Source organism: Pantoea sp. IMH, from assembly GCF_000599885.1.
Lineage (GTDB): Bacteria > Pseudomonadota > Gammaproteobacteria > Enterobacterales > Enterobacteriaceae > Erwinia.
The window spans coordinates 752,029-765,075 of the sequence record NZ_JFGT01000006.1 but is presented as its reverse complement, the minus strand read 5'-3'; the positions used below and the strand labels follow the sequence as shown (position 1 = coordinate 765,075).

Sequence of the window (13,047 nt, the reverse complement as noted above, 5' to 3'; positions counted from 1 at the left end):
TCCGGTATCATCTTCTGCTCGTGATTATGGATTACCAGCCAGCTGTAATAACAACTTCTGGCAACCTGGAGCGCTGACGTGGAGCATTCTGCTGCGATAGATGTGCGTGCCCTGATCAATCAGGGCAGGCTGAGCCGCTTTCAGCAACGGCTTATTGTTCTCTGTTTTGCCATCGTCGCCATGGATGGTATGGATATCGCCATTATGGGTTTCATCGCACCGGCGCTGAAAAGTGGCTGGGACGTGACAACGTCACAGCTGGGCGTGCTGATCAGCGCGGCGCTGGGCGGGCTAGCGCTGGGGGCGCTGTTTGCCGGGCCTCTGGCCGACCGGTTCGGGCGCCGGAAGATCATTATCAGCAGCGTCTTCTTTTTCGGCCTCTGGACGCTGGTCACCGCTTTTTCGCAAAATCTTGAGCAGATGATTCTGTTCCGCTTCCTGACCGGGCTGGGACTTGGCGCGGCAATGCCCAATGTTGGCACGCTGGTGGCTGAGTATTCTCCTGAACGGAAAAGAGCCTTTCTGATCACTGTTGTTTTTTGCGGCTTCACCTTCGGCGCTGCGGGGGGTGGCTTTGCCGCATCATGGCTTATCCCCACTTTTGGCTGGCATGCCGTGCTAATCATGGGCGGTCTGCTGCCGCTGCTCCTTGTACCTGTCCTGGTGTTATGGCTACCCGAGTCGGTCCGTTTTCTTCTTGCGCATCAGGCACCCGTTACAGATATCCGTGCCGTTGTCGGCAAACTGGCTCCCGAAGTAGTCCGACCCGACAGCCGCTTCGTGATGAACGAAAAAGTCGAAAAATCTGGCGCGGTGAGGCTGGTGGTCACACGCCCTTATCTTACCGGGAGTGTGCTGTTGTGGGGCGGTTACTTTATGGGCCTGTTCCTGGTCTACCTGATTGGCAGTTGGCTGCCTTTACTGGTGAAAGATATGGGCATGACCCTCTCACAGGCCGCCCTGATCACCGCGATGTATCAGGCTGGCGGCACGATTGGGTCACTCTTTGCTGGCTGGATGATGGATCGCTTTAATGCCAACCTGGCGCTGGCAGCGATCTATTTTACCGGTGCTGCCGGAACCCTGGCAATTGGTTACGCGCCAGCAAATACGCTGATCCTGAGTCTGATTGCTTTCAGCAGTGGCTTCTGTCTTAACGGCGCCAATACCGGTACGAATGCGCTGTCAGCAAGCTATTATCCGACCCATGCCAGAGCAACTGGCTCAAGCTGGATGCACGGTGTGGGCCGGACGGGCGCCATTCTCAGCGCGTTTGCCGGAGCGCAGATGCTTGCAATGGGCTGGCATATCACGGAGGTCTTTACCTTCCTGGCCGTGGTGGCTGTGTTGACCTCACTGCTGCTGCTGGCCAAATATCGCTTTGGTTATGTTCGTCAGAAATAGCGGCAAAGGTAAGGGACGGTGGGTGGGCAGGATCACAGTTCGCTAATTCTTTTCTGCGCCTTCTGCGCTTTCCAGTAATCTGAATAACCTCTCCTCAGGCCAGAAGGGTCAGATAATGGAAAACGGATGGGTGACAGCCGACACGCTTCGCGCCGCTTTTGCCGGCGCTATGTCAGATATGTACCAGCAGGAGGTGCCGCAGTACGGCACGCTGCTGAGGCTGGTGAAGCAGGTCAATGAAGAGGTACTGACGCAGAATCCGCTGCTCCGGCAGCAGCTTGAACAGCAGGGTGAGCTTTCCCGCCTCGATGTGGAGCGACACGGCGCTATTCGCGTTGGAACTGCAGCTGAGCTGGGAATGCTCCGGCAGATCTTCGCTATCATGGGGATGTTTCCGGTTGGCTACTATGATCTTTCACAGGCGGGCGTGCCGGTGCATTCCACGGCATTTCGTCCGCTGGATGAAGAGGCGCTGAAGGTCAATCCGTTCCGGCTGTTTACCTCTCTGCTGCGCACTGAACTGATAGAAGATCCAACTTTACGGGAACAAGCTGTCAGTATCCTGGCGGCGCGGGATATTTTTACGCCCCGTTGCAGGGCGCTGGTCGCGCTGCATCAGCAGCAGGGTGGCTTCACCGCTACACAGGCGAATGAGTTCATTCATGAGGCGCTCGAAACTTTCCGCTGGCATCCGCAGACGAAGGTCGAAAGCAGGGTCTATCAGGCTTTAAATCACCAGCACCGGCTGATTGCTGATGTGGTCTGTTTTCCAGGCTGCCACATAAACCATCTTACTCCCCGTACGCTGGATATTGACCGCGTTCAGGCTCTGATGCCGGAAGCTGGCATAACGCCCAAAGCGACCATTGAAGGGCCGCCACGGCGGAAGGTGCCATTATTGCTGCGGCAGACCAGCTTCCGCGCGCTGGAAGAGAAAGTGACCTTTCTGGATAATGCCGGGGGAACGCATACCGCCCGTTTCGGTGAAATCGAACAGCGGGGCATTGCGCTCACCACGAAAGGCCGGGCGCTGTACGATCGTCTGCTGGCGCAGGCGGGCACCGCCAGTGACAACGTCACGCAGCAGCGGCAGCTGGAGGCAGTTTTCAGCGTCTTCCCTGACGATGAACAAAGATTGCGCCAGCAGGGCCTGGCCTGGTTTAGCTGGTCACTGACGGAAAAAGGAAAAGCGGATCCCGCGCGAATTGCGGGTGAAACCGATCGCGAAAAACTGCTGGATGAAGGATATTTATTGGCTGTTCCAGTGATCTATGAAGATTTTCTACCCGTCAGTGCAGCCGGGATTTTCCAGTCCAATCTTGGCGATGAATGTCAGGCGGGTACGGCAGGTAACGCCAGTCAACAGGCGTTTGAAGAAGCACTCGGCTCTCCGGTGCATGATGAAATTGCCCTCTACCGGCAGCGTGAGATCGCCAGCTTGTTACAGTGTAACGCATCCGGCGCGCTTATCCCTGCCGGACGCTGATGGTCAGGGCCGGTGGGCTAAGTGAATATTCCACCGGTCCGCTATAAGCGGGTATGAAGAGTCACTAACGTATGCCTCTTCTCGAAAGATACATTTCTATGCATATGGCTGCGCATCATGTTCATCACGTCACCGCTCTTGTCATCAGACTTCAGAGGTTGTTACCGTCCGCTAAATCAGCAAATTTTATTTGACCTTTCAGCCCTGTAATCCTTCTTCGAACAGCCGTAGAAATTCAGAACATGATGATTTCTTTTAGCAAATCTTATGGAGCCTGTAAGATTTATGGCTCAGACTGAGCGTGTTTAGTGAGTTTTTTTTAAGCATAATCTGCAAATGTATCCTGACGTTGGACTTTCGTCTCACAGCTACAAATAATGATTCGCAGACTATGAGTGGAAGAACTGATGAAAAACGATCGCATGATAAGGACACATACTGCTGAGGGCGAACTTCGTGGCGTCGTTGAGGATGAGGTTTTCGTTTTTAAGGGCATTCCTTATGCCGCCCCGCCCGTGGGGCCGCTTCGCTGGCGGGCGCCAAAGCCGCTCCATCCCTGGCAGGGAGAGCGGGATGCCACGAAATGGGGCAGCGCAAGCTGGCAGAATCGCGACTACTGCGTGGCTATCGGTGGCGGCGATCCTGGCGCCTTCAGCGAAGACTGTCTCTATCTGAATGTCTGGACGCCGGAGCTCACGCCCTCAACGCCGCTACCGGTAATGGTCTGGCTTCACGGCGGCGGATTCACCATCGGATCGGGTGGGCTGACGCCCTATGCCGGCCACGCCCTGGCCTCCCGTGGTGTGGTAATGGTGACGCTGAATTATCGCCTCGGCCATCTGGGCTTTTTTGCCCATCCCGCGCTGGATAAAGAGTATCCCGAAGGTGAAGTGGTAAACAATTTTGCGCTGCTGGATCAGATTGCTGCCCTGCAGTGGATCCAGCGTAACATTGCGGCCTTCGGCGGCAACCGGCACAACGTGACGCTGATGGGTGAATCTTCGGGGGCGCGCAGCGTTCTCTCCCTGTTTGCCTCACCGCTTTCTGTCGGCCTTTTCCATAAAGGCATCGCGCAGAGCGCCTATACATTGCCGGACGTACCGCGCAAAAAAGCGCTGCAAAAGGGCATTGCGCTGGCCCGCCATTTCAGTCTCGACAATGCCACGGCCAGCCAGTTGCGGGCGCTGCCGGCGGAGGCGTTCTGGCCCCTGGATCCTCAGATGGCCAATGGGCCGGTGGCGATCGCCGGAGACAGCGTGCTCCCTGAACCCATGCTGAAAGTCTTCACTTCCGGTAAACAGCACCGGCTGCCGCTCATGATCGGCAGCAACAGCGATGAAGCCAGCGTGCTCAGCTATTTTGGCGTCGATCCGGCCAGCGTCATCGCCCGGATCCGTCAGACCCAGCGCATTGGTCTGCGGCTGAAAATGATCCGCTGTCTCTATGACGGGGTCTATGACGATAACGCGTTAGGGCGTCAGGTGGCGAGGGATATCACTTTTACCACGATGGGCTATGTGGCGGCGCTGGCTCAGCACAATAACGGCGTGCCGGCCTGGCGTTACTATTTCGACTATGTCTCCGAAAACGCCAGGGATTGCTATCCTGACGGCACCTGGCACGGCAACGAAATTCCTTACGTTTTAAACTCGCTCGATGCGCTCAGTGAACAGATGGCAGAAAGGCCATTTACGGAAAAAGACCGGGCATTTGCCAGTAAAGTCAGCGGCTACTGGCTTAACTTTGCCCGTGAAGCGACGCTTTTTTCGCATCACATCACCGGCGAACCCGACTGGCCGGTCTGGCGTCCATCCGACGATCGCGTTATGCGCTTTGGCGAGAAAGGAAAGGCGTCATTAACGCTGGAAAAAGGGTTTATGCGTCGCCGGACCCAGCTTTTCCGGCTGCTGATGAAAAGTATGGTACGGCTGGAAGGTTAACGGATTAACAATATGATGTTTTTTAACACCGTTCTTTAACATTTTTGCTGGCCGCCTTCCGCCTAAATAGGCTGCCAGAGCAATTACTTATCTCAGTGTAATAAAGTAGTAACGGAAAAAAGCAGCGATATCAGCGCTCAGGGTTCCTTCTTCAGTGCCGATAACGGGATATAAGCGTCCGTACTCAAGGACATCTCGACCCGAACTTATAACCGTTACGGAGCAGCTATGAACCTGTTAAAGAATTTTACCATCCGCAGCGTTATGCTGGGGATCCTGGGCGTATTCTGCCTGCTGTGGACGGCCGTCGGCCTCTACAGTGTTTACTCTCTCAATTCGCTCGCGGAGGGAAATGAGGTGGATCGCCAGCTGGTAAACCAGATGACTACCCTGAGTAAGGGCAACGATCAATATTTTCGCTTTATCACCCGGCTGACCCGTGCCGTGGCGTCCCGTGAAGAGGGAAGCCCAACGGCTGACGCAGATATGGCCTCGGTACAGAAGGCGCTCGACAGCATGGCGCAGCAGCTGGCGGCGTTTAAGGCTGAAGCGCCAGGTCCTCTTGCGCCTGACTACGCTAATACGGTCATCGACAACTGGCAGAAGCTGCTGGATGAGGGCGTTTTACCGCAAATGCGTCTGGCCCAGCAGGCCAGCCTGGATGATTTCCGCCGTCATGCCGTCAACGTGACGCCAGCGCTTAGCCGTGCCTTCGGGGCCAGCGTTGAAAAATTCAATCTGGCTGCAGGCGATAAACTCGATATCACGCGCGTAACCGTTGATCATCTTACCAGCATCACCAAAAGTACCATTGTGATGGCGGTGATCGCCGGGCTGCTGATTCTGCTGTTTACCGACCGCTATCTGGTCACCATGCTGGTGCGTCCGCTTGAAGGCATGCGCAGGCATTTCCGTCAGATCGCCGATGGCGATCTGAGCCAGCCCATTGAAGACATTGGCCGTAACTGCGTCGGCAAACTGGTGCCGTTGCTGCGCGCGATGCAGGAGAGCCTGCGCGAGGCCGTCAGCGCTATCCGCAGCGGGACAGACAGCATCTATCGCGGCGCAGCGGAAATTTCTTCCGGAAATAACGATCTCTCTTCCCGGACCGAGCAGCAGGCGGCCGCGCTGGAAGAGACGGCGGCAAGTATGGAAGAGCTGACCGCAACGGTGAAATTCAACGCGGACAACGCCCGTCTGGCCAGCGAACTGGCGCAGAGCGCCTCGGTAACCGCCGGCAAAGGCGGCCAACTGGTCGGCGATGTCGTCACGACGATGCAGGGCATTTCCGGCAGCTCGAAGAAAATTGCTGAAATCACCAGCGTGATTAACAGCATCGCATTCCAGACCAATATTCTGGCGCTGAATGCGGCAGTTGAAGCGGCGCGTGCGGGTGAGCAGGGACGCGGCTTCGCCGTGGTCGCCAGCGAAGTCCGTAATCTGGCGCAGCGCAGCGCCAGTGCGGCGAAAGAGATCGAAACGCTGATTGCCGATTCGGTAAGCCGGGTGGACAACGGTTCACGCCTGGTCGGTGAAGCGGGCACGACGATGGATGAAATCATGAAATCAGTCGCGGAAGTGACGGAAATCATGAAGCAGATCGCTTCTGCCTCTGAGGAGCAGAGCAAGGGCATTTCGCAGGTCGGAACGGCGATCACCGAAATGGACAGCGTCACCCAGCAGAACGCCTCGCTGGTGCAGCAGGTCTCCGCCGCCGCCAGCTCGCTGGAAAGGCAGACCCAAGAGCTGACGCTTTCCGTTTCCCGTTTCCGTCTCGCGCCGGAAAGCGCGACGGTCAGTAAACCTGCAACGAAGGGGCGTTCAGCGCCGATAGCGAAAGCCTTGCCTGCAAAACCGGCGGCGACAGCCAGCGACGAGTGGGTTTCCTTCTGATCCTGAGGCCATCTGCCGCTAAGGCGGGTGGCCTTTTCCTGACTCTTCACACAGCGCCGCGCCAGCGAAGCAAAAGGAGAAGAGACGTAAACGCATCAAACGCCTCGCCATCAGCATCTCCATTATTTCCTCATTTACCCAGTTTCTGACTTTGCATAGTGTTTACTGTTAAGCTCCAGGCCCCGATTTTTGCCGGTTGCCAGAATATGCAGCCAGAATGAAGCCGGTTACTCCTGATTATGAATGGATCACATACAGGGTCAGGGTCATAACGGCGGCGCTGGCCCGCCAGAAGGCCTGGCTGCGATAGTAAATCTTTATCCCGCGCCGCCGGGGGTAACGCTGCACCGCTCCAGTACATGTTCGATGTCGGCGTAGGGGGCCATATCCCTTGCCACCCAGTAAAATCCGGCGCTGCTGGCCACCTCATGGAGGTCGCTGCTGACGTTATTCCTCCACCGGATAATGTTCTCCGGGGTGTGGTTTTCGGTATCAGACAGGTGATTGTCGGTGTAGCGAATGGTCCGGTGTGCATACAGGCGATGATATTCATTTATCAGGGTGTTCCTGATATTTTCCGGGCAGGCTCGTCCCCGGAAGTTGAAGTAATCAGAGTAATTCACCGGGCTGGTAAGCTGTAACAGGCCGCGCCCGTACCACGGGTAGTACCAGATGTTGTAACGCCGGATGACCTGACGTGTGCGCGGATCTCTTTCCGAACATTGCCTTAGCAACAGTATTTTCCTGACAAACGCAGCAGCACGGCAATCCGGTCGATTCTGGCATCGATCTTTGTGCTGGTTTTATGCTGCACGACTTCCACCCTGCTTTACCCGAATGATATTTCGCATCACCGATGCTGCTGTGTTAAAGATTTCATCAAATCTACTTTTCTGGCAATCCCATTTCCACGGTCTCAAGAGATTTGAGCATATAGGGGGTGAAATCGACTTCCTTACTGTCGACGAGGTCGACCATTGATCTTGAACCGCAGAAAGCAGAATAGCTCTGGTTTTGTATCAGGCAGAATGACAGTTTTTTCTTCATCCCTTTCTTTTTTTCCTCCAGGGGAATATTGCGGTTTACTATCGCATAGCCACGGGCATTGACGGACCGGATATTATACAGATCCAGAGGCTGCAGCTCACTCAGGCTTTTGATGCCATAAACTTCAAGGGAACGTTGTGTACTTTCCCTGCTCAGGGCGTACTTTTTCTTTTTCCACCTTCCTGTTTTTTTATCAAGGTAGATCCTTTCAGGCAGGACCTGTCCCGGTCCGTATCCGTTGCTGATGACATCTACAGCATACAGACAAAGCCACGGGCTGGGACCTGATGGTGGATGTTTATTATGCTCAGCTGGGTAGAATAATTTTAATGAAACAATTCCACAGCCTGTATCCGCCAGGTAGTCATATCGATGTAATGTTTTTTGGTAAAAAGGTAGAGCACTGAATTTGTCTGGAGTAGTAACCTTGGGGGTTATTTCTCCTGAGGAAAAAAATGGGATTGCCATGAGCAGTAATAATTTTTTCATCAGCCTTTCCTTAGCTGGTCTGATTCGGGTTTTTCGTTGACCGGGTTGTTATGGCTGTCCGGGAATTTCTGCTCGGTGAGGACGGCTATCGCGCTGCCGTAGACGCAGTAGCGGGTATCAAAACCATGCAGTCCCTGATATTCAGTGTTGTTAACCTGGTTTGGCAGGTTAACGGCGGCGCTGACCTGCCAGAAAGCCAGGCTGCGATAGCCAATCTTTCTAACATATTATTTCATCGGCTTTTCTGGCAATCCCATTTCCACGGTCTCAAGAGATTTGAGCATATAGGGAGTGAAATCAACCTCTTTGCCGTCGACGACATTAATCATTGAGCCAAAACCACAGAAAGCAGAATAGCTATGGTTTTGTATCAGGCAGAATGATAGCCTTTTCTTCACTCCTTTCTGCTTTTCCTGCAGGGGAATATTGCTGTCAATAACCGCATAGCCACGGGCATTGACTGACTGAATATTAAACAGCACCAGAGGCTGTAACTCGCTCAGGCTTTTGATGCCATAAACATCCAGAGAACGCCGAGTTTCTTTTCTGTTTCGGTTATATTTTTTCTTTTTCCACTGATTCGTTTTTTTATCAAGGTAGACCTTTTCAGCAAGCGATCTGTTTGGGCCATATCCGTCATTGATGACATCAACAGGAAACAGGCAAAGCCAGGATGCTGATGGCGGGTATTTATTATGCTCTACTGGGTAGAATAGTTTTAATGAAACAATTTCGCAGCTAGCCGTATTCGCTAGGTAGTTGCCTCTGTGTAATGTTAGCTGGTAGAAAGACAACTCACTGAAGCTGTCTGGAATGGTTATTTCCGGCGTTATTTTTCCGGACGTAAAACACGGGATTGCCATCAGCAGTAATAATTTTTTCATCAGCCTCTCCTTAGCTGGTCTGATTCTGGTTTTTCGTTGACAGGGTTGTTATGGCTGTTCGGGAATTTCTGCTCGGTGAGGACAGCTATTGCACTACCGTAAACACAGCAGCGGGTCTCAAAACCATTCAGCCCCTGATAATCAGTGTTGCTGACCTGGTTTGGCAGGTTAACGGCGGCGCTGGCTCGCCAGAAGGCCAGGCTGCGGTAGTAAATCTTTATCCCGCTCCGCCGGGGGATGACGCTGCACCGCTCCAGCACGTGTTCGGCATCCGCATAGGGGGCCATATCCCTTGCCACCCAGTAAAACCCGGCGCTGCTGGCCGCCTCATACAGATCGCTGCTGATGTTATTTCGCCAGCGGATAATGTTTTCAGGGACGTGGTTTTCGGTATCAGACAGGTGATTGTCGGTGTAGCGAAGAGGCCGGTGTGAATACAGGCGCCGGTATTCATTTATCAGGCTGTTTTTAATATTTTCAGGGCAGGTTCGTCCCCGGAAGCTGAAATAATCAAAGTAGTTCACCGGGCTGGTAAGCTGTAACAGACCGCGCCCGTACCAAGGGTAGTACCAGATGTTGTAGCGCCGGATGACCTGACGCGTGCGCGGGTCTGTTTCCGTATAGCGGTACCCTTCCTCCATCGACCCCAGCCAGCCCGTTTCCTGAATGCCGTTCCCCAGGAAGCAGGCGATGCGCAGCGGGGTGGTAATCAGGTATTTCTGCATTGCCCTGTTCAGGTGCGTACGGATATTGTCCGGGACGCTGCCGGCACCGTCCCGGTAGTTATTGATGGCCTCCCAGCGATAATCATTCCGCCCGGCCGTTCTTAATGCGTTCCGGGGAATAAGTTGCTTCAGTTCTGATTTGCTTAGCCAGCAACACTTGCGGAAATGGGTGATGAAGGTTTGCGGATGGAAATGCCACAGTCTACCGGTGCCGTGTTCGCCGGTATCAAAGCACAGCGCTGAGGCATGACTTTTCAGCCGTTCATAGTCTTCTTCAGACATGGCAGGAACATCGTCAGAGCCGGTTCTGAGCCAGGCATAGCACTGGTCAAAGGTGGCAGCATTCCACTCCAGCGGAAAATGGCAGACCAGACGGCTGCTCAGTTCGCTGAAATGCCCGCTATCCTGTAATCCGGCGATAAGGGGGGAATTACACTGACTGTTGTTGTCCGTGTCATCGTCCACCATCCGCCACCCCGTCCAGTGCGGGAAGTCGGCATCGCTGAATTTTTTGATGTCAGGGGAAGCCAGATTGACCATGCCCGTTCCGCCGGGGAAGCTGATGGTACGCCACAGCGGGGCATCAGCGGGCGTCAGGGTTTCATGTTCAGTACTGATGACCCGCCCGAAACGGAGCAGCTCGAACCCGACAGACGGATTCTGCGGGTACAGGCGTCTGGCTGTCCGGTACAGATTGTATTCATATTTCAGATATGTTTCGGTAATGGAATTGTCTGCCGGACTGGCATCTGCATTCACCAGCGGCTCCCCCACGGGGTCGAAACATGCCTCCGTGATGGCGTCCTGCCTGCGGGTGAGCATCGTGCAGTCGCCTTTTCCGAACGTCATGCTGACGAAGAGTGGTTCCATGGTGATATGAACTGTATTCAAGCGGTCCGTGTCCGGTGAGGCCGCGTCAGACACCGATTCATAAAAGTGTGTACCGGGTGGCAGATAAAAATGGATATCGCCGTATAGGGTATCGGTTCTGCCGTCACGGGTGATATCGAGTTCGGGTGTGGTGCGTCCGGTCAGTTTCAGCATGTTTTCGTTGTCACAGAATACCTCAAAGTGAAAGGCATTCACGTTATCCACCGTACCACTCTGCCCGATGCGGTCCTTACGCCAGACTCTGGCGCCGTCCCTGATGGCGGGGTCCAGCCGCTCCCGGAGATGCATGTACAGGGAGTAGTACACGACGCTGCAGTTTTCCCCTATATCGGTTTCATGCTTTAGCAGGACATAGCCGTCATCAGTTCTGCCATTGTAATTCAGCGGGAAGGCATCGCGGCGGTCTGTGGAGGACGGCGCGCGACAGGAGACCACAACTCCGTCGGCGATGGCGCGGACAAACTCAATACGGTCGTAGCCTTCCTCGCGGCGGTCGGTGTGGAGAACATGCATCCCTCCGTGCCATGACACGTGCCGGTTGAGCGGAAAATCCCGGTTTATATCCACGGGCATCATTCTGCTGACCCATGAGGGATCACTTTCTCCGGCGTTCCGGGGTCGGACAAACGGTGGACTGATTATCATGCTGACTCCCTGTCTGATGAGTGGAATTATAAAAGTGCAGAATAGCGCAATTTCATTTCAACAAACGTTGCGCGCTGACAAAAACGGTGAGGTTTTTACCTCACCCGATATTTTATAACCAGTGAAACGGGCGATATTCAGTCAACAGACTATTTCTGTTGCACCCAGCCCTTCCTGGCGTAGGTCCAGCATCTTTACCCGGTTTATTGTCCGCTTGAAGAACTGACGCTTTCCGTTTCCCGTTTCCGTCTCGCGCCGGAAAGCGCGACGGTCAGTAAACCTGCAACGAAGGGGCGTTCAGCGCCGATAGCGAAAGCCTTGCCTGCAAAACCGGCGGCGACAGCCAGCGACGAGTGGGTTTCCTTCTGATCCTGAGGCCATCTGCCGCTAAGGCGGGTGGCCTTTTCCTGACTCTTCACACAGCGCCGCGCCAGCGAAGCAAAAGGAGAAGAGACGTAAACGCATCAAACGCCACCGCTCAACAAAGCCATCAGCATCTCCATTTCCTCATTAATGGCCTGCAGCACTCTGTTACGCCGGAACAGCGTCAGGCGTTTATCAAATCCGCCACAGATCAGCGCCTCGCCGGGTTTACGGGCGGCGACATCGCTTATTTTCCCGGAACCGTAAACAAACTGGATGATGCCACGCCAGCAATTCAGCGAGAGTTCTTCGATTTTTACCGCACCTCACTCAGGCTTTGCCGGTACGGCTATTTTTCTCCCTCAGCCTTGCCAGCTTCAGCGGAGGAGGGATCCGCGTCACATAACCAGTCCACCAGCGCTGCCAGCTGCGTGGACGATCCCTGTGAAGGACGTTGAATCAAACTGTATACCGCGCCAGTTTTCACCTTACCGCTAAAAGGGGCGATCAGTCGTCCGGCTGCCAGATCTGCTTCAATCAGGGTAACGTCAGCCACGGTAATCCCAAACCCCTGTACGGCGGCGCTGATCGCCAGATCCATCGTATCGAAATGCTGATGACGTTTGATTACGGGTTTGATCCCTTGCGCGTTCAGCCACAGCATCCAGTCGCGGCCATCTGCCGTGGGATGTAGAAAAGTGAACCCGGCCAGATCCTCACTGGTAAGCTGACCCGACAGAATCAGTTCAGGAGCAATAACCGGCGTTAGTTCCTCAGCAAACAGTCGATATCCTCCCGGCGGCAGCGTGCCGTAGAGAATCGCCGCATCATAATTTTCCAGATGCAGACTGTGATCAACAGTAGTGGTCAGCGACACGTGCAAGTCGGGCCGGGTTTGTTCGAGCGCCACCAGCCGGGGGACCAGCCAGCGCATCGCACAGGTTGGCGCTTTCAGGCGCAGCGTCGCGTGGGGATTGCTGGCCTGTTCGGTTGCCTGCATCATCTGTTCAAAACTGCTGTTAAGGGCAGGAAGCAGACTGGCACCACGGGGAGTCAAATGCAGCCCGCGCGCATGACGTTCGAACAGTGGAAAACCAAGCCAGCTTTCGAGGGTGGCAATTTTGCGGCTTACCGCGCCCTGTGTGATGCAGAGTTCCTGAGCCGCCTTTGTCAGGTTCAGGTGTCGTGCGGCGATGATAAAGGCATAGGCGGCATTAAAGGGCAGCGGGCGGCGTGACATCAGTAATCTCTGAGCAATGAGTTTTTGTCATGGCTATTAT

Annotated in this window: 10 protein-coding genes and 1 pseudogene; 5 read left to right on the top strand and 6 right to left on the bottom strand. The window is 54.5% G+C overall.

What is annotated here, in order from left to right:
* Nucleotides 1-78: 78 nt before the first annotated feature.
* The 4 genes from EA20_RS0117885 (at nucleotide 79) to EA20_RS0117870 (ending at nucleotide 6,723) form a co-directional block, all read left to right on the top strand.
* Nucleotides 79-1,404: an aromatic acid/H+ symport family MFS transporter gene (locus EA20_RS0117885; RefSeq protein WP_024968131.1), complete on the top strand. Its 1,326-nt coding sequence runs from the start codon at nucleotides 79-81 to the stop codon at nucleotides 1,402-1,404.
* A gap of 115 nt (nucleotides 1,405-1,519) precedes the next feature.
* Complete coding sequence (locus tag EA20_RS0117880) at nucleotides 1,520-2,890, top strand: VOC family protein (protein ID WP_024968130.1); 1,371 nt, start codon at nucleotides 1,520-1,522, stop codon at nucleotides 2,888-2,890.
* A gap of 407 nt (nucleotides 2,891-3,297) precedes the next feature.
* Nucleotides 3,298-4,830 (top strand): carboxylesterase/lipase family protein, encoded by a 1,533-nt coding sequence (locus tag EA20_RS0117875; protein ID WP_024968129.1) that lies wholly within the window; start codon nucleotides 3,298-3,300, stop codon nucleotides 4,828-4,830.
* Nucleotides 4,831-5,058: 228 nt separating this feature from the next.
* Nucleotides 5,059-6,723 carry a methyl-accepting chemotaxis protein gene (locus EA20_RS0117870; RefSeq protein WP_024968128.1) on the top strand — a complete coding sequence of 555 codons (1,665 nt, stop codon included), beginning with the start codon at nucleotides 5,059-5,061 and terminating at the stop codon, nucleotides 6,721-6,723.
* Between the two features lie 317 nt (nucleotides 6,724-7,040).
* Here the strand turns inward: EA20_RS0117870 and EA20_RS0117865 are convergent, their stop codons facing one another.
* The 5 genes from EA20_RS0117865 to EA20_RS21020 all read right to left on the bottom strand — a co-directional run bounded on the left by EA20_RS0117865 (nucleotide 7,041) and on the right by EA20_RS21020 (nucleotide 11,823).
* On the bottom strand, nucleotides 7,041-7,457 hold the full coding sequence (locus tag EA20_RS0117865) for a hypothetical protein (protein ID WP_024968127.1): 417 nt from the start codon (nucleotides 7,455-7,457) through the stop codon (nucleotides 7,041-7,043).
* 151 nt (nucleotides 7,458-7,608) lie between these two features.
* Nucleotides 7,609-8,259 carry a hypothetical protein gene (locus EA20_RS0117860; protein WP_024968126.1) on the bottom strand — a complete coding sequence of 217 codons (651 nt, stop codon included), beginning with the start codon at nucleotides 8,257-8,259 and terminating at the stop codon, nucleotides 7,609-7,611.
* A 227-nt stretch (nucleotides 8,260-8,486) separates the two neighbouring features.
* Nucleotides 8,487-9,143 carry a hypothetical protein gene (locus EA20_RS0117855; RefSeq protein WP_024968125.1) on the bottom strand — a complete coding sequence of 219 codons (657 nt, stop codon included), beginning with the start codon at nucleotides 9,141-9,143 and terminating at the stop codon, nucleotides 8,487-8,489.
* Nucleotides 9,143-11,404, bottom strand: a complete 2,262-nt coding sequence (locus tag EA20_RS0117850; RefSeq protein ID WP_024968124.1) for a M23 family metallopeptidase — start codon at nucleotides 11,402-11,404, stop codon at nucleotides 9,143-9,145. The genes EA20_RS0117855 and EA20_RS0117850 overlap by 1 nt, the downstream gene beginning before the upstream one ends.
* Nucleotides 11,405-11,607: 203 nt before the next feature.
* Nucleotides 11,608-11,823, bottom strand: a complete 216-nt coding sequence (locus EA20_RS21020; protein WP_024968123.1) for a hypothetical protein — start codon at nucleotides 11,821-11,823, stop codon at nucleotides 11,608-11,610.
* A 93-nt stretch (nucleotides 11,824-11,916) separates the two neighbouring features.
* Between EA20_RS21020 and EA20_RS21195 the strand changes: the two are divergent.
* Nucleotides 11,917-12,096, top strand: a pseudogene (locus EA20_RS21195) (hypothetical protein); the annotation flags it as partial.
* 20 nt (nucleotides 12,097-12,116) lie between these two features.
* On the opposite strand, the gene EA20_RS0117840 reads toward EA20_RS21195, so the two are convergent.
* Nucleotides 12,117-13,007, bottom strand: coding sequence for a LysR substrate-binding domain-containing protein (locus EA20_RS0117840; protein WP_024968122.1), 891 nt, complete (start codon nucleotides 13,005-13,007; stop codon nucleotides 12,117-12,119).
* Between the last annotated feature and the right edge of the window lie 40 nt (nucleotides 13,008-13,047).

What these genes read in the sequence shown, in the direction of transcription:
- EA20_RS0117860 (WP_024968126.1), bottom strand. Translation starts at nt 8,259, where the DNA reads ATGAAAAAATTATTACTGCTCATGGCAATCCCATTTTTTTCCTCAGGA.
- EA20_RS0117840 (WP_024968122.1), bottom strand. Translation starts at nt 13,007, where the DNA reads ATGTCACGCCGCCCGCTGCCCTTTAATGCCGCCTATGCCTTTATCATC.
- EA20_RS0117875 (WP_024968129.1), top strand. Translation starts at nt 3,298, where the DNA reads ATGAAAAACGATCGCATGATAAGGACACATACTGCTGAGGGCGAACTT.
- EA20_RS0117870 (WP_024968128.1), top strand. Translation starts at nt 5,059, where the DNA reads ATGAACCTGTTAAAGAATTTTACCATCCGCAGCGTTATGCTGGGGATC.
- EA20_RS0117880 (WP_024968130.1), top strand. Translation starts at nt 1,520, where the DNA reads ATGGAAAACGGATGGGTGACAGCCGACACGCTTCGCGCCGCTTTTGCC.
- EA20_RS0117850 (WP_024968124.1), bottom strand. Translation starts at nt 11,404, where the DNA reads ATGATAATCAGTCCACCGTTTGTCCGACCCCGGAACGCCGGAGAAAGT.
- EA20_RS0117855 (WP_024968125.1), bottom strand. Translation starts at nt 9,143, where the DNA reads ATGAAAAAATTATTACTGCTGATGGCAATCCCGTGTTTTACGTCCGGA.